Raw genomic sequence first — 20,231 nt, 5'->3', positions numbered from 1 at the left:
GGAGGAGACACCGGCAGAAAGGGTCAGCGCGGACGCAAGCCACGCGGAGGCGAGAAAGCCAGTGGTCGGAGGGGACGACATGGAAAGGGCGGACCTACGACGTGGCAAATTGCGGCGGGCAAACCTCTCCGAGGCGAAGTTGCAGGGGGCAGACCTCTCCGAGGCGAAGTTGCAGGGGGCAGACCTCTCCAGGGCGGAGTTGCAGGGGGCAATCCTCTTCGGGGCGGAGTTGAAGGGGGCAGACCTCTCCAGGGCGGTGTTGCAGGGGGCAAACCTCTCCGGGGCCAAGTTGCAGGGGGCAATCCTCTTCGGGGCGGAGTTGCAGGGGGCAGACCTCTCCGGGGCGGAGTTGCAGGGGGCAATCCTCTCCAGGGCCAAGTTGCAGGGGGCAATCCTCTTCGGGGCGGTGTTGAAGGGGGCAGACCTCTCCAGGGCCAAGTTGCAGGGGGCAGACCTCTCCAGGGCGGAGTTCGATGATGCAACCAACCTCACCGCGGCTATTCTTCGAGGTGCCGCGGTGAGGTTGGTTGATGATACCACCGTAGCACGATTGCAGCCATTCTTCGACGACATCTTCGCCGATGGGAGCCTGTTTGGCCAAGATGACAGCAACAGGACCCTTCCTTTTGACGCGGACTGGCCGGACCATTGGCCAAGGGAAGAGTTTGATTTCGAAGATTTCTATGAAGCATGGCGCGCTTGGCAGCGCACCCTTGATCCGCCTTTGCCGCCGGAGGCCCTACCGGAAGACGGGTAGGACCGCGCTCGGACCGGGGTCGGCGCTTTGGGCCGCTGGGGCTCTTGTGCTTTATCGTGCCGCCCCCCTCTGACCGTTGGTTTTCCTGCGCCCTCGCCATGCGCCCGCCCGAGGGGCGGGACGGGCGCGGTCCGGGCTGGTCGCCCGGGCCATAAGGGGGCCAACCGTCGCGCTCCTTCATCCCCCCTTCCCCGTCCTGCCAAATCCGTGCATAAGCGCGCCCATCCGAAAAACACACCAAAGGACCGGACCCATGCATGACATCCGCACCATCCGCGACAATCCCGCTGCTTTCGACGCGGCGCTGTCTCGTCGTGGGATCGCGGGCATGTCGTCCGAGATCCTCGCGCTGGACGAGGCCCGCCGCGCCCTGATCCACGCCGCAGAGACCGCGCAGGCCGAGCAGAACAAAGCCTCCAAGGAGGTCGGTGCCGCCAAGGGCCGGGGCGACGAGGCGGAATTCGAACGCCTGCGCGCGCTGGTCGCCGAGAAGAAGGCCGAGATCGCCCGCATGACCGAGGAAGCCAAGGAAAAGGACGCGGCCCTGACCGACCTTCTTCTGGGCATCCCGAACCTGCCCTATGACGACGTGCCCGATGGCGCGGACGAGGCCGACAACGTGGAAATCCGCCGCTGGGGCACGCCGCGCAATTTCGCCTTTGACCCGGTCGAGCATTACGAGATCCCCGCCGCCAAACCCGGCATGGATTTCGAGACCGCGGCGAAACTGTCGGGCAGCCGTTTCGTGCTGCTGAACGGCGCGATGGCCCGTCTGCACCGGGCGCTGGCACAGTTCATGATCGATTTTCACATCGAAAACCACGCGCTGACCGAAACCATCACCCCGGTGCTGGTGCGCGAGGATATGATGGTCGGCACCGGGCAATTGCCGAAGTTCGGCGAGGACAGCTATCAGACCACGAACGGCTGGTGGCTGATCCCCACGGCCGAGGTGACGCTGACCAATATCGTGAACGGCGACACGGTCGACGAGGCCACCCTGCCCCGCCGCTACGTCGCCCATACCCAGTGTTTCCGGTCTGAGGCAGGCAGCGCGGGCCGCGATACCTCGGGCATGCTGCGCCAGCACCAGTTCGAGAAGGTCGAGATGGTGTCGATCACCCACCCCGACCAGTCCGAGGCGGAACACGACCGGATGACCGGCTGTGCGCAGGCGATCCTCGAGGCGCTGGAACTGCCCTACCGCACGGTCGTTCTGTGTACCGGCGACATGGGCGCGGGCGCCCGCCGCACCCATGATATCGAGGTCTGGCTGCCGGGGCAGAACACCTACCGCGAGATTTCCTCGGTCTCTACCTGTGGCGACTATCAGGCCCGCCGGATGAACGCCCGGTTCAAGCCCGCCGATGGCGGCAAGCCACAGTTCGTGCATACGCTGAACGGGTCGGGACTGGCCGTGGGCCGGACCCTGATCGCGGTGCTGGAGAACGGGCAGCAAGAGGACGGGTCGGTCACCCTGCCCGCCGCGCTGCACCCCTACCTGCGGGGCAAGACGCGGATCAGCGCAGAGGGCCAGATGGTCTGACAGGAAAGGGGGCCGCGGCCCCCTTTTTCATTTGATTGCAGCGATAGGCACGCGACCGCCCGGGTGGGCGTGGAACACGCCCGCCATGGGGCGGGCGGGCGTGTGCCGAGCCGCTGCGCGACCCGGCCAGTTCTCGTTATTTTTTCTCGCCCTTGCCGAGGTGCTTCTTCAGCCGCGAGGGCTGTTTATTCTTGCGGCCTTTAAACGGGTTCTTGTCGCCCTGATCGCGCAGGAACAGGCGGATCGGCGTGCCGGGCATGTCAAAATCGTCCCGCAACCCGTTGATAAGATAACGGGAATAGCTGTCCGGCACCTTGTCGGGATGCGAGGTCATCACGACAAACGCAGGCGGGCGGGTCCGCACCTGGGTCATGTAGCGCATCTTGATCCGCTTGCCTTGCGGCGCGGGCGGCGGGTGCTGTTCCAGCATGCCGATCAGCCAGCGGTTCAGCTGGGCGGTGGTCACGCGGCGGTTCCAGACATCGTGGGCCTTCATGATCGCCTGCTGCAACCGGTCCAGCCCCTTGCCCGTCTTGGCCGACACCGTCACCAGCGGGGCCCCGCGCAACTGCGGCAGAAGCTTTTCAAACGAGGCGCGCAGGTCTTTCAGCTTATCCTGCTTTTCATCCTCCAGATCCCATTTGTTGACGGCCACCACAACGGCCCGACCCTCACGTTCGGCAAGGTCAGCGATGCGCAGGTCCTGCTGCTCAAACGGAATTTCGACGTCCAGAAGGACCACCACGACCTCGGCGAATTTCACCGCGCGAAGCCCATCGGAGACCGACAGCTTTTCCAGCTTTTCCTGAACCTTGGCCTTCTTGCGCATGCCGGCGGTGTCGAAAATCCGCATCGGAACCGGGCCACCGTCACGGCCAGCCCATTCGGTCTGAACCGAGATCGCATCGCGGGTGACACCGGCCTCTGGCCCGGTCAACAGGCGTTCTTCGCCGATGATCTTGTTGATCAGGGTGGATTTTCCGGCGTTCGGGCGACCGACAACGGCGATCTGGAGCGGCTTTTCACGGGTGGGCACGCGCGGGCCCATATCCTCGTCATCCTCGTCGATCTCGACATCGGTTTCGGGGGCGTCGCTGGCATGTTTTTCGGCGAATTCATCGGCCAGCGGCATCAGCACCTGCAACAGGTCGGTCATCCCTTCGCCATGTTCTGCGGACAGGCGGATCGGTTCGCCCAGCCCCAGCGAATAGGCTTCCAGCAGCCCGGCCTCGCCCGCGCGGCCCTCGGCCTTGTTGGCGGCCAGAAGCACATGGGCGTTCTTCTTGCGCAGGATATCGGCAAAGACCTCGTCCGTCGGGGTGACGCCGACACGGGCGTCGATAAGGAACAGGCACACATCGGCCATTTCCACCGCCCGTTCGGTCAGCCGCCGCATCCGGCCCTGAAGGCTGTCGTCAGTGGCTTCTTCCAACCCGGCGGAATCGATCACCGTGAACCGCAGGTCGCCCAGCCGCGCCTGTCCTTCGCGCAGGTCACGGGTGACCCCCGGCTGGTCGTCCACCAGCGCGAGCTTCTTGCCCACAAGGCGATTGAACAGCGTCGATTTCCCCACATTGGGGCGGCCGACGATTGCAAGGGTAAAGGTCATGGGTCACGGGTCCGGATAAATTCAGACCCGCCCTCTATACCATTCGCAGCCTAACGGAAAGCCAGCAGTTGGCCGCGCGTGTTCAGCAGGTACAGGACCTGCCCCGCCACAACCGGATTGGAGGCTGCGCCGCCGGGGATTTCCACCTGCCCGATTAGTGCACCAGAGGCCGGATCGAACTGCCGCAGCGCCCCGTCGGACGAGGCGACGATCACCCGTCCGCCCGCGATGATCGGCCCGAAGTGGGCGTAAAGCGTTTTCTGGCGGCGTTCGCGCCCTTCTTCGAAGGTCGGAAGCTGGATCCGCCAGACGACGCCCCCGTCACCGGAATCCATCCGCACCAATTCGTTGCGGTCGTTGATGAAGAACAGGCTATCGCCCGCGGGCCAGACCGGGCCGACGGCCCCTTCGGTCGCGGTCCAGAGCCGGTCGCCGGTTGCAGCTTCCATCGCGACAACCCGGCCCGAGGAATTGCCCACGTAAAGCCGGTTGCCAACCACCACCGGATCGGCGGCGATGTCGGACACGGTTGCCGCCGCACTGCCCAGCCGCTGCCCGGTCACGACCGAGGACCAGCGGCGCAGCCCGCCACGCGGGAAGGCGGCCAGCACTTCGCCGCTGGGGAAGGGGAAGAAGGCAAGTTCGCCGGTCACGGCAACGCCGGCCCCACCGCCAAAGCCCGATGCCGACGGCGCGCCGTCAATGGTCCAGCGGATGCGGCCGGTATCGGCCTCGATCGCCCAGGCGCGGCTGTCACGCGACACGACATAGACCAGCCCGTCGCGCACCGTGGGGGCAGAGCCGCCCGGCGCGTCAAGGTTCTGGGTCCAGACCTCGGCCCCGGTCTGCGCGTTCAGCGCGGTCAGTTCGCCAAAGCCCGTCGCCACGAACAGCATGCCGTTGGCAAAGGCGATCCCGCCGCCCGAGGCGGAAGAGGTCGAATCGTAGCCCGGCGTTACGTCGCGCGTCCAAAGGGGCGCGCCATTGGTGCCCGTGGCGGACACGGTCGCGCGGGCATCCAACGTGTAGATCACGCCGCCCGCCACAACGGGATCGGCGGTCATGCGGGCACGTCGGCTGTTGCCCTCGCCAACGTTGACCTGAAACGCCAGTTGCAGGGCCGATCCCAGCGCCGGGTGCCCCGCCACATGGGTCGGGCCGCCGTTGCGGTGGGTCCAGTCAGCATTCGTAGTTGCGGCAGGCAGGCGCAGCGGACGGGTTTCATTCGCGGTGGCCTCGGACGTGCCGACCATGCCGTCGCGCAGGTCCAGCCGTTCGCCGGGCAGGGTCACGTCACGTTCCCCGCAGCCTGCAAGCAAGACCAGCGAAAGGGCCGCCGTCGAAAAGAACCTGTTCATCGTCACTGCCTGTGCCCCCTCTTGGCCCTGCGCCCGGCCGGATCGTTACTGCGCGGTTCCGGCGACATCCGCCGGGCTGGCCAGATCTAGCGCGCCACCCAGCGCCACAATCAGGCCTCCGGCCCGGTCACGCAAGCCCCGCGTTGCGGCGGCGTCTTCGCGGATCGCCCGCAGGTCTGCCAGTGCCGCGTCGATCTCGCCCATTTCGATCCGGGCGAGGGCAATCTGTTCCTGCGCCAGAAGCGACAGCGGCGCGCCGGGGCGGGCCAGCGGTTCCAGCGCGGCGATACGGTCCGCCGGGGTGGTTGTGCCGGTTTCGGCCAGAACAGCCTTGAACGCGGCGATGTCGCGATATATCGGCGCCACCTCGGCATTGCCGGCAAGCGCCCGCAGGGTCTCTGCCGCTGCGGCCCCGTCGCCCGCGTTCTGCTGTTCCGCGGCCAGAAGGAAGGCGGTGGCGACACCGGTGGGCAGTTCCGCAAGTGCGGCGGCCCGATCCGCGCTTTCGTTGGCCGACAGAGCTGCATAGATCGCATCGCCCTTGGCCTGCGCGGCAGCGGCGCTGGTGGCGCGCTGGTATTCGGTCCACGCCGCCCCGCCGACAAGCCCGACGACCAGCACGGCGGCGATCCAGCCGTATTTCTTGAAATAGGCGAACAACTGATCGCGGCGGACCTCCTCGGTCACCTCGTCGATAAAGCTTTCAGGGTTGCTCACGCCAATATTCTCCGCTCGGGCACTTTGTTCCGGACCGTCTTAGCGTGAAGCGGCGGCCAATGCCAAGACCCGCGTCGCACCCCGGCCATGACCTGCCAAACGCCTGAATCTGTTGCACCCCTGCGCCACCTTGCCGCTATTTCATGAAAACTCTAATCTGAACCGGTTAGTTTAGCGTATCGGATGCATCAAAACGCTTGCGACTCGTCCTGCAGGACATAAGTCAACAGCCAACCGCACAAGTATTCGAACGTCTTTTTGAAGCCAAAGGTCCGACCGCCCATGAAGATCATGCCCATCCTGACCGCCATCATTGTCTCGGCTGTCCTTTATCTTGGTATTTTCGAACGTGACCGGCTGTTGGGCTTTGCGGGGCTGGATGGCTCTGAACCCGAGGTCGCGGCCGAGGAGGCCGTTGTCGAAGAGGTCGCCGAAGGTGATCTGATCAAGGTCGTGGTGCAAGCCTCGTCAGCCCGCGAAGTTGACAACGCCGTCATCCTGCGGGGCCAGACCGAGGCCGCCCGCGAGGTTGAAGTGCGGGCCGAAACCTCGGGTCTTGTGATTTCCGATCCGCTGCGGAAGGGCGCCAATGTGTCCGAAGGCGATCTGCTGTGCGAGTTGAACCCCGGCACCCGCGCCGCCGGTCTGGCAGAGGCCGAGGGCCGACTGGCCGAGGCCCGGTCGCGTCTGCCCGAGGCACAGGCCCGCCTGCCCGAATCCGAAGCCCGTCGGGGAGAGGCGCAATCGCGTCTGACCGAAGCAGAGGCGCGGCTGGAAGAGTCGCGAGCCCGCCTGTTGGAGGCGCAGATCAACTTTGACGCCGCTGAGAAGCTGTCCGAGGACGGCTTTGCCTCGGAAACCCGCCTTGCCAACGCCGAGGCGGTTTTGTCTTCGGCCCGCGCCGGGGTGACATCGGCACAGGCCGCCGTCGAAGGGGCCCGCGCCGGGATCGTCAGCGCTGAGGCCGGGATCGAAGGTGCCCGGGCGGCGATTGAAAGTGCCCGCGCCGGCATTGCCTCGGCGGAAGCCGGGGTTGCAAGCGCCGAGAAGGAACTGGAACGGCTGCGCATCGCTGCACCCTTCGCGGGACTTCTGGAAACCGATGCCGCCGAGCTGGGCGCTCTGCTGCAACCGGGCAGCCCCTGCGCCACCATCGTGCAGCTGGACCCGATCAAGCTGGTGGGCTTCGTGCCGGAAACCGACGTGGGCAAGATCAGCGTCGGGGCCATGGCCGGGGCGCGCCTTGCCTCTGGCTCCGAAGTGCGCGGACAGGTGACGTTCATCGCCCGGTCGGCGGATCCGACGACCCGCACCTTCCGGGTCGAGGTGAGCGTGCCCAACCCCGACCTTGCCATTCGCGACGGGCAATCGGCCGACATCCTTGTCGCCGCCGCCGGGCGCACCGCCCACCTGTTGCCGCAGTCTGCGCTGACCCTGAACGACGCCGGCATTCTGGGCGTGCGCATCCTTGAAGACGGAAACGTGGTGCGCTTTGCCCCGGTCGAGCTGATGCGCGATACGATGGACGGGGTCTGGGTCACCGGGTTGCCCGAGACCGTTGATGTGATCGTGGTCGGGCAGGAATACGTGATTGACGGGGTCGTTGTCGCCCCGACCTACCGCGAGGCGAACGGATGACCGGTATCGTAGATTGGGCCGCGTCCCGGGCGCGGATGGTTCTGGCCTTTATCGCCCTGTCCATCGCGGCGGGGTGGTTCGCCTATACCGGCCTTCCGAAGGAGGGCGAGCCGGATATCGAGATCCCGGCGCTGTTCGTGTCGGTCCCCTTCCCCGGCATTTCGGCGGAAGACGCCGAAAGCCTGCTGGTCAAGCCGATGGAAACCGAGCTTGCCGATCTCGACAACCTCAAGACCATGACCTCCACCGCCGCCGAAGGCTATGCCGGGGTTGCGCTCGAGTTCGAGTTCGGCTGGGACAAGACGCAGGCCATGGCCGATGTCCGCGACGCGATGAATGCGGTCGAGGCATCGTTCCCGTCGGGCGCCGAAAGCTATTCGATCAACGAGATCAACTTTTCCGAATTCCCGATCATCATCGTCAACCTGACCGGTGACGTGCCGGAACGGACCCTGATCCAGATTGCCAAGGACTTGCAGGACCGGCTGGAAACGCTTGAACCGGTTCTGAAGGCGCAGCTGACCGGCCAGCGGGACGAGATGCTACTGGTCGAAATCGACCCGCTAAAGCTGGAGGCCTATAACGTCACCGCTGGCGAATTGATCAACGTCGTGACCCAGAACAACCTTCTGGTCGCCGCGGGCGAGGTATCCAGCGCGCAGGGCACCTTTGCGGTCACGATCCCGTCGTCCTTCGACGAACCGCAGGACGTCTATAACCTGCCGGTCAAGACCAACGGCGACCGCGTCGTCACCCTGGGTGATCTGGCCACGATCCGCCTGACCTTCGAAGACCGCGAAAGCACGGCCCGGTTCAACGGGGTCAACACCGTGGCCCTTCAGGTCGTCAAGCGGAAGGGATTCAACGTCATCGACACCGCCGAAATGATCCGCGCGGCGGTTGACGAAGCCCGCGCGGACTGGCCCGAAAACATGCAAATCGCGGTCGAGGTCGGCACCTCGAACGACCAAAGCCGCAACGTGGCATCGATGGTCAGCCAATTGGAAGGGTCGGTACTGACCGCCATCGCGCTGGTGATGATCGTGGTCCTTGCAGCGCTTGGAACCCGGCCCGCGCTGCTGGTCGGCTTTTCGATCCCGACGTCTTTCCTGCTGACCTTTGCCCTATTGGCGGTCATGGGCGTGTCGATTTCCAACATTGTCATGTTCGGTCTGATCCTAGCGGTCGGGATGCTGGTGGACGGGGCCATCGTTGTGGTGGAATACGCCGACAAGCGCATCCGCGAAGGCATCGGCCCGATGCACGCCTATGTGGACGCGGCCAAGCGGATGTTCTGGCCCATCGTATCGTCGACAGCGACGACGCTTTGTGCCTTCCTGCCGATGCTGTTCTGGCCCGGCGTGGCAGGCGAATTCATGGGCATGCTGCCGGTGACGATCATCTTCGTCCTCTCGGCATCTCTGATCGTGGCGTTGATCTACCTGCCGGTCATGGGCGGGGTAACGGGCCGGATGAGCCGCCTGTTCGGCAAATATTCCGACGCCCTACGCGCGCGTCTGCCCTGGGCCGTGCGGGCGGTTCTGGTGGTTCCGTCGATCCTCGTGACCTACTCGGGCGCGATGCTGACCCTGAACCCCGGATACTTCTCGGGCGCAGCAAGCCAGACCGACGGGGGCGGGTCGTCCATTCCGGGCATGGCGCTGTTCGTGCTGGGCGCGATCATGCTGTCGATCACCGTCGGGTCAATCCGGCTGAACCGCCAGCAGAAGCGGATCAAGGCAGGCTACCGCCGGTCGCCCTTTGGCTGGGTGATCCATGCCATCGCGGGCAACCCGGTGATGCCGCTGGTGTCGATCGGGGCGATCATCTTCCTTGTGATCTCGGTCTTCACCTACTTCGGGGCGAACAACAACGGCGTCGAATTCTTTACCGAGAATGAGCCGGAGCAATCCATCGTCTACGTTCAGGCGCGCGGCAACCTGTCGCTTGAGGAGAAAGACGCGCTGGTCGCGCAGGCCGAACAGGTGGCCTTGTCGCAGCCGGGCGTGCAGACCGTCTTTGCCTTCGCGGGCGCGGGCGGGTTGAACCAGAACACCGCCGGGGCCACGGGCCCGACCGATGCAATCGGGCAGTTGCAGCTGGAACTTGTGCCGTGGGAAGACCGCGCCGCCCATTCCCGCGAAACCGGCATTCCGCTGTCCGATCTGGACGGGGATGTGATCATTGCCCAGCTGCAGAACCGGCTGAGCCAAATCCCCGGCATCCGCACCGAGACCCTGAACCTTGCGATGGGTCCGGGCGCGGTAAAACCGATCCACCTGCGTCTGAAGGGCGACAACTGGCAGGAACTTCTCGACACCACGCAGGTCGTGCGCGACTACCTCGACGGGCTGGAAGCCGTGATCCAGACCGAAGACAGCCGCCCCCTGCCCGGCATCGACTGGGAAATCAGCGTCGACGTGGAAAAGGCCGGCCTGTTCGGGGCGGATGTGGCCACCGTGGGCGGCATGGTGCAGCTGGTCACGCGCGGCATCCTGCTGGATACGATGCGCGTCGACACTTCGGACGAAGAGATCGAGATCCGGGTCCGCCTGCCGGAAGAGGATCAGGTCCTGTCGACCCTGTCGAGCCTGAAGGTGCGGACCGCGTCGGGCCTTGTGCCCCTGTCGAACTTCATCACAATCACGCCGGTGCCGACGCTGGCCCAGATCAACCGGATCGACCAGCAGCGGTATTTCGACGTGAAGGCCGGGGTGGAAACCGGTCTGGTCAAGCTGACCGATGCCGAAACCGGCGCGTCCCGGATCATCCCCGAAGCCGACTATGACGCCGACGAGGCGCTGAAGGCACAGGTGACCGCCGGGGACCTGACCCTTGCAGTGGTCAACGGTAACGAACGGATCGAGGTCATACAGGACTGGCTGGACACGCCGGACAACCTGCCGGCCGGGGTCAGCTATGAATGGGCCGGCGATCTGGCCGACCAGAGCGAATCCACCGCCTTCCTGCAAACCGCCTTCATGGGGGCGCTGGGGCTGATGTTCATCATCCTGCTGGCGCAGTTCAACAGCTTCTACAACTCGGTTCTGGTTCTGCTCGCGGTGATCCTGTCCACCACCGGCGTGCTGATCGGGATGCTGGTCATGGATCAGGCGTTCTCGGTCATCATGACCGGCACCGGGATCGTGGCGCTGGCCGGGATTGTCGTGAACAACAACATCGTGCTGATCGACACCTATCAGGAATACCGGCAATACATGCCCCGGACCGAGGCGATCACCCGCACCGCCGAGGACCGTATCCGCCCGGTGCTTCTGACCACGATCACCACCATGGCGGGCCTGACCCCGATGATGTTCGGCCTGAGCCTTGATTTCTGGAACGGTGGCTATTCCATCGACAGCCCCACGGCGCTGTGGTGGAAACAGCTGGCCACTGCCGTCGTCTTCGGCCTTGGGATCGCCACGGTGCTGACGCTGATCTTCACGCCCTCGATGCTGGCGGTGCGGGTCTGGGTGACCACCTATGCCGAATGGGCGTCGATGCTGGCCGCGAAACTGTCGATGGGCCGGACCAGCCGCGCCGCCCGCGACTGGGCCTTGTCAAAGGCCGCCAAGCGGGTCCGGACGCCGGAGATTATCTGGACGCCCGAGCTGATGCCCGTGGCAGAGCCTGCGCCGGAAGAAACGCCCGAGGAACCGGCACCGGAGGCCGCGAACGAGCCCGAGCCCGCCAAGGAAGAGGCCGAAAAGCCCGCCGGGAAGAAACCGCCACTGCGCGCTGCCGAGTAAATGGTAAGGTGGGTCTCGACCCACCACCCGGGCCCGGAGAAGGGAGATCTGGCTAGCCTGTCGCGCTGACAGGCTGCTTTGAGGGTTAGGCGGTGTTTCCGACGCGCGGACTCAAAGCCGCAGGCCGCCGCGCATCGCCGCACCGCGGCCCACCAATGCGCGACTCTGTCTGGGGGCTATGGGAATTATCGCTCTGTCCCGCACATGGGCAATTCCGACTCGGCGATACAAACCAAGAGTTTCGACCGTTGCCGCCTTCAACCAGACTGCCCGTAAGGTGGGTTTCAACCCACCATACCTGTCAGGCCGCGTCTTCCTCGGCCTGCTGGCGGTGCCACAGCTGGGCATAGCGACCCTCTTGCGCCAACAGCTCGTCGTGCCGTCCTTCTTCGACGATCTCGCCCTTTTCCAGCACCACGATCCGGTCCGCATCGGCAATGGTCGACAGCCGGTGCGCGATGGTCAGCACGGTCCGCCCCTGCCCCATCGCCTTCAGCTCTGCCTGAATTTCGCGTTCCGTGTCGGTATCCAGCGCACTTGTCGCCTCGTCCAGAAGCAGGATCGGCGGATTCTTCAGCAGGGTCCGGGCGATGCCGACCCGCTGTTTTTCCCCGCCCGAGAGTTTCAGGCCCCGTTCGCCCACCGCCGTCTCGTATCCTTCGGGCAGGGATTGGATGAAGTCGTGGATCTTCGCGGCCTTGGCCACCGCCTCGATCTCGGCATCCGTCGCGCCCGGGCGGCCATAGGCGATGTTGTAGCGGATCGTGTCGTTGAACAGGACCGTGTCCTGCGGCACCACCCCGATTTGCGCGTGCAGGCTGTCCTGGGTCACATCCCGAATGTCCTGCCCGTCGATCCGCAGCGCGCCGCCGTTCACATCGTAGAATCGGAACAACAGCCGCCCGATCGTGGATTTGCCTGACCCCGACGACCCGACGATCGCCACGGTCTGCCCGGCGCCCACGTCCAGCGTCACGCCCTTCAGGATGGGCCGCGCCGCCTCATAGCCAAAGGACACATTGTCCAGCGTCACCGCCCCGCCCGTCACCTCCAGCGGTCGCGCGCCAGGCTTGTCCTGCACCTCGGCCGGCTGTTCCAGCAGATGGAACATGTCGCCCATGTCGATCAGCGACTGGCGGATCTCGCGGTAGACTGTCCCAAGGAAGTTCAGGGGCATGGTGATCTGGATCATATAGGCGTTGACCATGACGAAATCGCCCACTGTCAGCGTGCCGTCCTGCACGCCCATCGCGGCAAGGATCATCACAACCACAAGCCCGCCGGTGATCAGGAAGGATTGCCCGAAGTTCAGGAAAGCCAGCGAATAGTTCGTCTTCAGCGCCGCCTGTTCATAGCCCGCCATGGCCCGGTCATACCGGTCGGCTTCCCACTTCTCGGCGCCGAAGTATTTCACGGTTTCGAAGTTCAGCAGGCTGTCGATGGCCTTCTGGTTGGCGTCCGTGTCCTGTTCGTTCATTTCCTTGCGGATCTTCACCCGCCATTCTGTGACGGCGAAGGTGAACTTTACATAGGCCGCGATGACCACGGCGACCACGGCAAGATACCAGAAATCGAACTGAACGAAGAAAATGATCCCGATCAGCAGTAGCTCAAGCACCAGCGGCCCGATCGAAAATAGCATGAAGCGTAAAAGGAAATCGACCCCCTTTACCCCGCGTTCGATGATCCGGCTGAGCCCGCCCGTCTTGCGCGTGATGTGATAGCGCAGGGACAGGCGGTGAATATGGGTAAAGGTTTCCAGCGCCAGCATGCGCAGCGCCCGCTGCCCGACCCGGGCAAAGACCACGTCGCGCAACTGCTGGAACCCGACGCTCATCAACCGGGCAAGGCCGTAGGCAATGGTCAGCCCGACCGCACCGATGGCCAGCATCCCCGCGCCCGAGGCATCGGGGGCCAACGCATCGACCGACATCCCGAAAAGCTGCGGCACGACGATCGACACGACCTTGGACAGAACGAGGATCAACAGCGCGCCAACGACCCGCCGTTTCACCCATCCCTGCCCTTCGGGCCACAGGTAGGGGCCGACCTTGCGGATCACCTGCCAGCCGCGCATCCGGTCTTCGTCGACCTCTGTGCGCTTTGGATCGGGCGGGGTTGCGCCTTGGGCGGCGGCGGGTGCGGCGGCGTCGGTCATGCGGGGGCTCCGGTCTGGATGGCCCCCTTACCTAGGATCGCACGCGGCCAAAGACCAGAGCGGCGGTGGATTTATTGTCCCTCGCCCACCTCAGGCAGGACGAAAACCTGCCCCGGATAGATCAGGTCGGGGTTTCGGATCCGGTCCCTGTTCGCCTCGAAGACATAGGTATACATCACCCCTTCGCCATAGCGGTCACGGGCGATGGCCCAAAGGGTATTGCCCGGCTGCACCGTCCGGACCGCGATGCCACGTTCGTCCAGCGTTGCCTGATCCTCGGCCATGACTTCGGCGATGGCTTCGGGCTCTTCCCGCTTGAACGGGGTTTCAATCCGGCTGATCACCGCGCCCTCGGCATCGACCTCGTCGACCCGCAGGGTATATACGCCGGTGTCCACCTCGGGCAGGTCCGTGCGCCAGTTGCCGCCGTCGCCGATCCGCGATGTGGTGATCGGCTGGTTGTCCAGATAGATGCGCACGAACCCATCGCTGCTGCCGCGTCCCGCAAGAAGGACTTCGCCCGCCGGGTCATAGGTGATGCTGTCCAGCGCGACCGAGGACATGACCTCGGGCGAAGTGTCAGAGGTGGCGGGCTGGATCAGTTCCACCCCCTCCTCGCTAAGGCTGAGCACCGCGGGCGCAGAAGGCGCGGCAGGTTCGCCGGTGTCGGATGTGAACACGCCCCCGGTCTCGGCCAGCGCGGTTTCCGTGGCCTCGGTCTGCGGTGTTTCCGGCGCGGGTGCCGTCGATGCGGACGCTTCGGCTGTTGTTTCGGTCGCGGCTACGGGGTCCGCTTCCGTGCCCTCAGCAGTCGTGGCCGGCGCCTCTGCCGTCCCGGTCGCCGGGGCCGCTGGCGCGGGGTCAGCAGTTGCAAGGGCAGCGGGCGCCGATGTCGGGCTGATCAATCGCTCGTCCGCTGACAGGACCGCCGCCCCGTCCGGGTCCGCCAAAAGGGCCAGAACGCGGGGCTGGTCTGAGGCTGGCAGGGACAGGAAGGCCATGAAGGCCCCGTTGGCATCCGCTGTCACACGGTCCACCGATGTGCCGTCGATCAGGATATCGACCACCATGCCCGGATCGGCGCGCCCGGCCACGGTACCCAACCCATCGGATTCAATGCGCATGTTGTCGAACCGGGGGGCCGACACGGCCGGGGCGTCCGGTTCCGACGCAGCGGGGGCCTCTGCCACCGCAGTTTCGGCGGTGGGGGGCGTGGCGCTGTCAGTCAGGTCTGCGTCCGGCGCGTCATCGGGGGCCGAAGGCGTGGGCGCGGGGCCGGTGTCGGCCTCTGCCGCCGGGGCAAGATCGGTGGCGGGGGCCGTCCCGGCCTCTTCGCCGTCCGGGGTCGCGGCAATGGCCGCGGGGGCGGCTGCCGGGTCAGGTTGTTCGGCGGGGGATGACCCAAAGACAAGATAGCCCGCAATGATGGCCACGACCGCAGCCACGCCACCCGCGGCAAGGCCCGCCGTGCTTGATCCAAAAACGCTTTTCACGCCTGTCCCTTCCCCCATGTCCACCCCGCCCGAAACCAGCATTTCCGGCAGAGGTTGAGCGACCATAGCAACGGGGGTATGAGCGGTCAAAGCCTATGAAACCCCATCCGAAAGGACAGCATATGACCGCATCTGCCCAAATTTCCGTCTGCGTCTATTGCGGGTCGCGGGCCGGGGCGCGCCCGGCCTATGCGCAGGCCGCGCGTGACACGGGCGCGATGCTGGCCCGCCGGGGTTGGCGGCTGGTCTATGGGGCGGGCGACGTCGGGCTGATGGGGCTGGTCGCCAAATCCACGCAAGAGGCCGGGGGCCGGACCTTTGGCGCGATCCCCACCCACCTTCTGGACTGGGAGGTGGGCAAACGCGATCTGGACAGCTTTGTCATCACCGAGACGATGCACGAGCGCAAGAAGATCATGTTCATGAACGCCGATGCGGTGGTCGTCCTGCCCGGTGGCGCGGGCAGCCTTGACGAGTTCTTCGAGGTGCTGACCTGGGCGCAGATCGGGCTGCACCGCAAACCGATCTTCCTGCTGAACACCGATGGCTATTGGGGCCCGCTTCTGGCGCTGATCGACCACACCATCGCCGAAGGCTTCGCGGGCGCATCACTGCGCGATTTCTACCGGGTGGTGGACACGGTCGAGGCGCTGGAGGCCGGGTTGTCCGACGCGACCTAGCCCGCGACGACCGCAGCGCGGCGCGCGGCCCGGTCCTGCCGGACCGAGGAGACCGAATAGATCGCCAAACCGACCCAGATCAGCGGGAAGGCAATCCCGTGCCAGACGGTGAAGGGTTCCATGAAGACCAGCGTGGCGCAGAGGAATTGCAGCGTCGGGTTCAGGTATTGCAGCAGACCCACCGTCGACAGCCGCAACCGCCGCGCCGCATAGGCGAACAGGATCAACGGCGTCCCGGTCAATAGCCCCGAGAACATCAACAGGACGTGGGTCCCCATCGGGTTGCCGCCCCCTGCCCCGGTTCCCATCAGCGCGATCCACGTCAGGGCCAGCGGCGCCAGCACCAACACCTCTGCCGTGACCGACACCACCGGGCCCAGCTCCAACCGTTTCTTCAGCACCCCGTAGCCGCCGAAGGTGCCCGCCAGCCACAGCGCGATCCACGGCGGAACGCCAAGGCCCAGGGTCAGAACCGCCACCGCCGCCGTTGCCAGCGCGACGGCGATCCACTGCGCCCCGCCCAGCCGTTCCTGAAACAGCACCCGACCCAGAAGGACCGCGACAAGCGGGAAGATGTAATAGCCCAGCGATGCCTCGACCGCGTGGCCGAAGGAAATCGCGAAGATGAAGCCGAACCAGTTGCCGGAAATCAGCAGGGCCGCCGCAAGGATCAGACCATAGCGGCGCAGAGAGTTGAGCGCCCCGAACACCAGCCCGAACCGCCCCTGTACGATCAACACGCCGGCGAAGAACACCAGCGACCAGAGCGAGCGGTAGGACAGCACCTCGAGCGGGGGGATGTGTTTGAGCATGGCGTAATAGAGCGGCGACAGGCCCCAGATGGTACAGGCTAGCACCATCGCCAGAACGCCCTTCATCGCGTCGCTCATCCCTGTCTCCCGCCCGGTTCGGCCGCATCTGCGCATGGGTCACAAGGATTGGCAAGTCGGCATGAAAAAAGGCCCGAACCAGCGGTCCGGGCCTTTCCTGTCATATCGGTCGCGCGGATTACATCCGGCTGGCGACGTTTTCCCAGTTCACGAGGTTGTCGAGGAAGTTGGTCAGATAGGCCGGGCGCTTGTTGCGGAAGTCGATGTAGTAGGAATGTTCCCACACATCGCAGCCCAGAAGCGCGGTCTGCCCAAAGCACAGCGGGTTCACGCCGTTTTCGGTCTTGGTGACGGCCAGCGACCCGTCGGCGTTCTTGACCAGCCAGGCCCAGCCCGAGCCGAACTGGCCGGCGCCAGCGGCGCTGAACTGCGACTTGAATTCATCGACCGAGCCGAAGCTTTCGACCAGCGCCTTTTCCAGCTCGCCCGGCATCGCCGACGACCCCGGCCCCATCATTTCCCAGAACTGGTTGTGGTTCCAAAGCTGGCTGATGTTGTTGAAGATCCCGTTCTGGGCCACCGCAGAGGCGTTGTAGGTGCCGGTGATGATCTCTTCGAGGGTCTTGCCCTCCCACTCGGTGCCCGCGATCAGCTTGTTGCCGTTGTCGACATAGGCCTTGTGGTGCAGGTCGTGGTGGTATTCGAGCGTCTCGGCGGACATCCCCTTGGCGGCAAGCGCGTCGTGGGCATAGGGAAGGTCGGGAAGTTCAAAAGCCATGTCGGGCCCCCTTGTTTTTGCAGCGTTTCGCGTGAGTCTAATCCTCGGCCATAAAGAGCGCATGAGGGGCAAAGGTCAAGGCAAGGGCCAGAGGAATCGGCGCGGTAAGGTGGGTCTAAACCCACCTTGCGCTATGGCCCCATGCGCCAAACCCCACGCAATCCGGTCCGTAAGGTGGGTCTTGACCCACCCCTTCCTAGAGCCAGTCCACCCGGTCGCGGAATGTATCCCGGTTCGGGAATTTCGCCGCGTGCACATCCATCAGCTTGCGCGCATCATCATGGCGGCGCAGCGGGCGGCACAGCATGATCAGCCGTTCCAGCGGCATCGGACGCCCGGGCGCAAGGTTCACCGCCTTGACCAATGCATCCCACGCATCCTCGACCCGCTCCAACCGGCGCAGCGCCGCGGATTCGAACAAGAGAACATCCACGTCCCCGTCCGCCAGTTCCCGGTTCTTGGACAGAAGATCGACGATGGCCTCGTAGTCTTCCAGCTTCTGCATCATCCGAACCGAAGACATCAGCGCCTCGGGGGTCATGGTCTCGGTCGGAGAATCGCCCGCCTCGGCCACTGCGCCCTCGACGTAGTTGGTCAGTACGTTCGACATGATCCGGTTGACCACATCGGGCGACACATGGCGGTAATCCCCGCGCGACCATGCGACAGTCGGGTTCGACAGGGTCACGAATTCATAGGATGGGAAATAGTCCACTCCGTCCTTGCCGATCAAGAACTCGTCCAGCGCCGCGCGCTGCACCGATTTCGAATAGGCATTGGCCACCAGCACATCCATATCCCGGAAGGTCGCCAGCAGCGGTACCGGCGACACGGTCACCAGCATCTTCAGCGGCTTGGTCCGGTGCTTCTGCAAAAGCGCGTAGAGGTCTTCCAGCCCGTCCAGCACGTCCTGATAGGACAGAACCCGGAACTCGAACCGCTCCGGGTCTTCCTTGATCAGCGGACCGGGGGGCGACACGTTCAGATAGAGGCCCAGCTTCGTATCATACCAGGTTTCCACATAGCCCAGCGTCAGGATCAGCACATCCGCCGTCGCCGCCTGCGCCATCGCATCCAGATAGCGGTGCCGGAAGGCCAGAATATCGTCCATCGGGAAATCCAGCTTGGCCATGCCCAACTGGCTGTCGCAATAGCGCCCCTTGCCCAGCGGATAGATCAGGTCCTCGCCCGGAAAGCTGTCCCGCTCCAACGCCCAGCGAATTTCATTCGTGACCGAATGGATCGAATATTTATTGAAGAAATTCGCAGCGTCCCCAAGGCTTTCGCCAATCGCGCCCAGTTCGAATTCCCGGCTGAGCACCCGTTTCCCCGCCGCCTCCAGCGACTTTTCGACGTTGCGGGCAAAGCAGCTGCCGATGGCGAAAATCGTATCCTCGGGGCCGATCTTGAACGAGGGCGAACAGTTCGGCGAGGCAAGCGGATAAAGCCGGTCGCCGTCCTTGTCCGGTGCGGGATATTTGCGCAGCCCGTTGGACCGTGCCCGCTCCATCGCCTTTGCCGCGCTCATCTGTTCGATATTGCCGCGCCGTGCCATCGGTTGCCTGCCCTTTCCATGCCCCGATCCTGATCGCCGGGGCTTGCGGGCGATGTTAGTCGCACCCCTTCCCCAGTTCAATACCACGCCCCGAAATGACCTTATTTCCAAGGCTGGTTAGGTTTTACATGGGGTGGGATATGAGCTAGGAAATCTCAACAACATGTGTACGAGGCGCAGTAAGAATGACCGATGGTGCAGAATACGCCGTGCCGGACTTGTCCGGTTCGATCGCGGACAAGATCAGTTTTCATGAAAACGCAATCGTCGTGCCGCCCCCCAAGGACGGGCTGAACAGGTCTGTGCAATGGTCGGGTGTGCTGGACGCCGATGGCACCTTTGTCGAAAATTCGATCACCTGGCGCGGCAAAAGCCAGGTCACCCGTCCGCCGCAGATGCCCGCCGAAGGCGAGATCACCGAGCTGAAGGGCACATGGATGTTCCTTGGCCCGCTGTTCGGTCATTTCGGCCATTTCCTTGTGGAAAGCATCTGCCGCATCTGGGCCTACGGGCAATTGAAGGACAAGATTGACGGGGTCATCTATGTCCCCAAGTTCCAGAACCGGCCTGAACATGTAGTCTCGGTCTATGCGCCTTTCCTGAAGGCGCTTGGCGTGGATTGCCCGGTACTGAACCTGTCCGACGCCACCCGCGTGGAAAAGCTCTATGTGCCCCAGCAGGGCTTTGGCATGTTCCAGATGATCGAAGGCGCGCCGGAATTCCGCGATTTCATCAATGACTACGCGGGCAAGGATGTGGAACCCGAGGGCGCGAAGAAGATCTATGTCTCGCGCTCCGCGCTACCGCCGATCCGGGGCTCGATCCTGGGCGAAACCCTGCTGGAAGAATGGCTTCAGGCCGAAGGCTACGAGGTCTACCACCCGCAGAAACACAACCACCTTGAACAGATCGCGGCCTATAAGGCGGCGACCCATGTGATCGCGGTGGATTGTTCGCCCCTGCACCTGCTGGCACTGGTGGGCAACAAGGACCAGAAGGTCGGGATCATTGCCCGGCGCGACGGCGACCTTGACCAGATCTTTGCCCGGCAGATCAAGGCCTTCAAAGGGGCCGAGGCCCATGCCTTCAACGTGCTTGAACGCAACTGGATTGAAAGCCATGCCAACCGACCCAGCCGCACAAGTTGGGGCGAGGTCAACTACGCCAAGCTCTATGAAGGGTTCAAAACGGCCGGGCTGATCACCGGCGACACCCCCTGGCCCGCCCTGACAGAGACGCAGGTGACCGAGATCGCCGACGAGATCGGCAAGGGCGCGGACACGACCTTCCGGCCCTTCGAAGGGAAATAACCAAACGAAAAGGCGACTCCCAAACAGGGGCGTCGCCTTTCCGATTTCAG

The 20,231-nt window shown here is 64.4% G+C and carries 14 protein-coding genes; 6 read left to right on the top strand and 8 right to left on the bottom strand.

The features are described 5' to 3' along the window. Window positions 1-757: pentapeptide repeat-containing protein (locus EU803_RS16905; RefSeq protein WP_165352887.1), on the top strand; the 757-nt coding region annotated here is incomplete at its 5' end. Window positions 758-1,010: 253 nt separating this feature from the next. Then, window positions 1,011-2,303, top strand: coding sequence for a serine--tRNA ligase (gene serS, locus EU803_RS16900; protein WP_129685013.1), 1,293 nt, complete (start codon window positions 1,011-1,013; stop codon window positions 2,301-2,303). A gap of 136 nt (window positions 2,304-2,439) precedes the next feature. On the opposite strand, the gene der is transcribed toward serS, so the two are convergent. From der to EU803_RS16885, 3 genes are read right to left on the bottom strand one after another with little or no spacing between them, the layout of a single operon-like run. After that, the gene (gene der, locus EU803_RS16895) at window positions 2,440-3,912 is read right to left on the bottom strand and encodes a ribosome biogenesis GTPase Der (protein WP_129685011.1); all 1,473 of its coding nucleotides are present in this window, start codon (window positions 3,910-3,912) and stop codon (window positions 2,440-2,442) included. A 50-nt stretch (window positions 3,913-3,962) separates the two neighbouring features. After that, window positions 3,963-5,270 carry a PQQ-like beta-propeller repeat protein gene (locus EU803_RS16890; RefSeq protein ID WP_129685009.1) on the bottom strand — a complete coding sequence of 436 codons (1,308 nt, stop codon included), beginning with the start codon at window positions 5,268-5,270 and terminating at the stop codon, window positions 3,963-3,965. 45 nt (window positions 5,271-5,315) lie between these two features. After that, window positions 5,316-5,987, bottom strand: coding sequence for a hypothetical protein (locus tag EU803_RS16885; RefSeq protein ID WP_129685007.1), 672 nt, complete (start codon window positions 5,985-5,987; stop codon window positions 5,316-5,318). A 282-nt stretch (window positions 5,988-6,269) separates the two neighbouring features. On the opposite strand from EU803_RS16885, the gene EU803_RS16880 reads away from it, so the two are divergent. Then, on the top strand, window positions 6,270-7,625 hold the full coding sequence (locus tag EU803_RS16880; RefSeq protein WP_129685005.1) for an efflux RND transporter periplasmic adaptor subunit: 1,356 nt from the start codon (window positions 6,270-6,272) through the stop codon (window positions 7,623-7,625). Next, window positions 7,622-11,377 (top strand): efflux RND transporter permease subunit, encoded by a 3,756-nt coding sequence (locus tag EU803_RS16875; protein WP_129685003.1) that lies wholly within the window; start codon window positions 7,622-7,624, stop codon window positions 11,375-11,377. The genes EU803_RS16880 and EU803_RS16875 overlap by 4 nt, the downstream gene beginning before the upstream one ends. A gap of 301 nt (window positions 11,378-11,678) precedes the next feature. Here the strand turns inward: EU803_RS16875 and EU803_RS16870 are convergent, their stop codons facing one another. Beyond that, window positions 11,679-13,454: an ABC transporter ATP-binding protein/permease gene (locus EU803_RS16870; RefSeq protein WP_207209234.1), complete on the bottom strand. Its 1,776-nt coding sequence runs from the start codon at window positions 13,452-13,454 to the stop codon at window positions 11,679-11,681. A gap of 152 nt (window positions 13,455-13,606) precedes the next feature. Further along, on the bottom strand, window positions 13,607-15,094 hold the full coding sequence (locus tag EU803_RS16865; RefSeq protein ID WP_129684999.1) for a LysM peptidoglycan-binding domain-containing protein: 1,488 nt from the start codon (window positions 15,092-15,094) through the stop codon (window positions 13,607-13,609). Window positions 15,095-15,150: 56 nt separating this feature from the next. Here EU803_RS16865 and EU803_RS16860 point away from each other — a divergent pair, with 56 nt between their 5' ends. Beyond that, window positions 15,151-15,708 carry a TIGR00730 family Rossman fold protein gene (locus tag EU803_RS16860; RefSeq protein WP_129684997.1) on the top strand — a complete coding sequence of 186 codons (558 nt, stop codon included), beginning with the start codon at window positions 15,151-15,153 and terminating at the stop codon, window positions 15,706-15,708. Here the strand turns inward: EU803_RS16860 and rarD are convergent. The 3 genes from rarD to EU803_RS16845 form a co-directional block, all read right to left on the bottom strand. Then, window positions 15,705-16,598, bottom strand: a complete 894-nt coding sequence (gene rarD / locus EU803_RS16855; protein WP_129684995.1) for an EamA family transporter RarD — start codon at window positions 16,596-16,598, stop codon at window positions 15,705-15,707. The genes EU803_RS16860 and rarD overlap by 4 nt on opposite strands. Window positions 16,599-16,716: 118 nt before the next feature. Further along, window positions 16,717-17,316: a superoxide dismutase gene (locus EU803_RS16850; protein WP_129684993.1), complete on the bottom strand. Its 600-nt coding sequence runs from the start codon at window positions 17,314-17,316 to the stop codon at window positions 16,717-16,719. Between the two features lie 196 nt (window positions 17,317-17,512). After that, a complete protein-coding gene (locus EU803_RS16845) occupies window positions 17,513-18,871 on the bottom strand; it encodes a GSCFA domain-containing protein (protein ID WP_129684991.1) in 1,359 nt (452 codons plus the stop codon). 185 nt (window positions 18,872-19,056) lie between these two features. On the opposite strand from EU803_RS16845, the gene EU803_RS16840 reads away from it, so the two are divergent. Next, a complete protein-coding gene (locus EU803_RS16840) occupies window positions 19,057-20,181 on the top strand; it encodes a glycosyltransferase family 61 protein (RefSeq protein WP_129684989.1) in 1,125 nt (374 codons plus the stop codon). Window positions 20,182-20,231 lie beyond the last annotated feature (50 nt).

This window comes from Loktanella sp. IMCC34160, assembly GCF_004145845.1.
In the GTDB taxonomy this organism is placed as follows: domain Bacteria; phylum Pseudomonadota; class Alphaproteobacteria; order Rhodobacterales; family Rhodobacteraceae; genus SELP01.
This window is presented reverse-complemented; position numbering and strand designations above follow the sequence as displayed.

Bases quoted from the DNA above. Each gene is read 5' to 3' on its own strand.
- EU803_RS16850 (WP_129684993.1), bottom strand. From the start codon at position 17,316: ATGGCTTTTGAACTTCCCGACCTTCCCTATGCCCACGACGCGCTTGCC.
- EU803_RS16840 (WP_129684989.1), top strand. From the start codon at position 19,057: ATGACCGATGGTGCAGAATACGCCGTGCCGGACTTGTCCGGTTCGATC.
- EU803_RS16845 (WP_129684991.1), bottom strand. From the start codon at position 18,871: ATGGCACGGCGCGGCAATATCGAACAGATGAGCGCGGCAAAGGCGATG.
- EU803_RS16870 (WP_207209234.1), bottom strand. From the start codon at position 13,454: ATGCGCGGCTGGCAGGTGATCCGCAAGGTCGGCCCCTACCTGTGGCCC.
- EU803_RS16880 (WP_129685005.1), top strand. From the start codon at position 6,270: ATGAAGATCATGCCCATCCTGACCGCCATCATTGTCTCGGCTGTCCTT.
- EU803_RS16860 (WP_129684997.1), top strand. From the start codon at position 15,151: ATGACCGCATCTGCCCAAATTTCCGTCTGCGTCTATTGCGGGTCGCGG.
- rarD (WP_129684995.1), bottom strand. From the start codon at position 16,598: ATGAGCGACGCGATGAAGGGCGTTCTGGCGATGGTGCTAGCCTGTACC.
- serS (WP_129685013.1), top strand. From the start codon at position 1,011: ATGCATGACATCCGCACCATCCGCGACAATCCCGCTGCTTTCGACGCG.
- EU803_RS16865 (WP_129684999.1), bottom strand. From the start codon at position 15,094: ATGGTCGCTCAACCTCTGCCGGAAATGCTGGTTTCGGGCGGGGTGGAC.
- der (WP_129685011.1), bottom strand. From the start codon at position 3,912: ATGACCTTTACCCTTGCAATCGTCGGCCGCCCCAATGTGGGGAAATCG.
- EU803_RS16890 (WP_129685009.1), bottom strand. From the start codon at position 5,270: ATGAACAGGTTCTTTTCGACGGCGGCCCTTTCGCTGGTCTTGCTTGCA.
- EU803_RS16875 (WP_129685003.1), top strand. From the start codon at position 7,622: ATGACCGGTATCGTAGATTGGGCCGCGTCCCGGGCGCGGATGGTTCTG.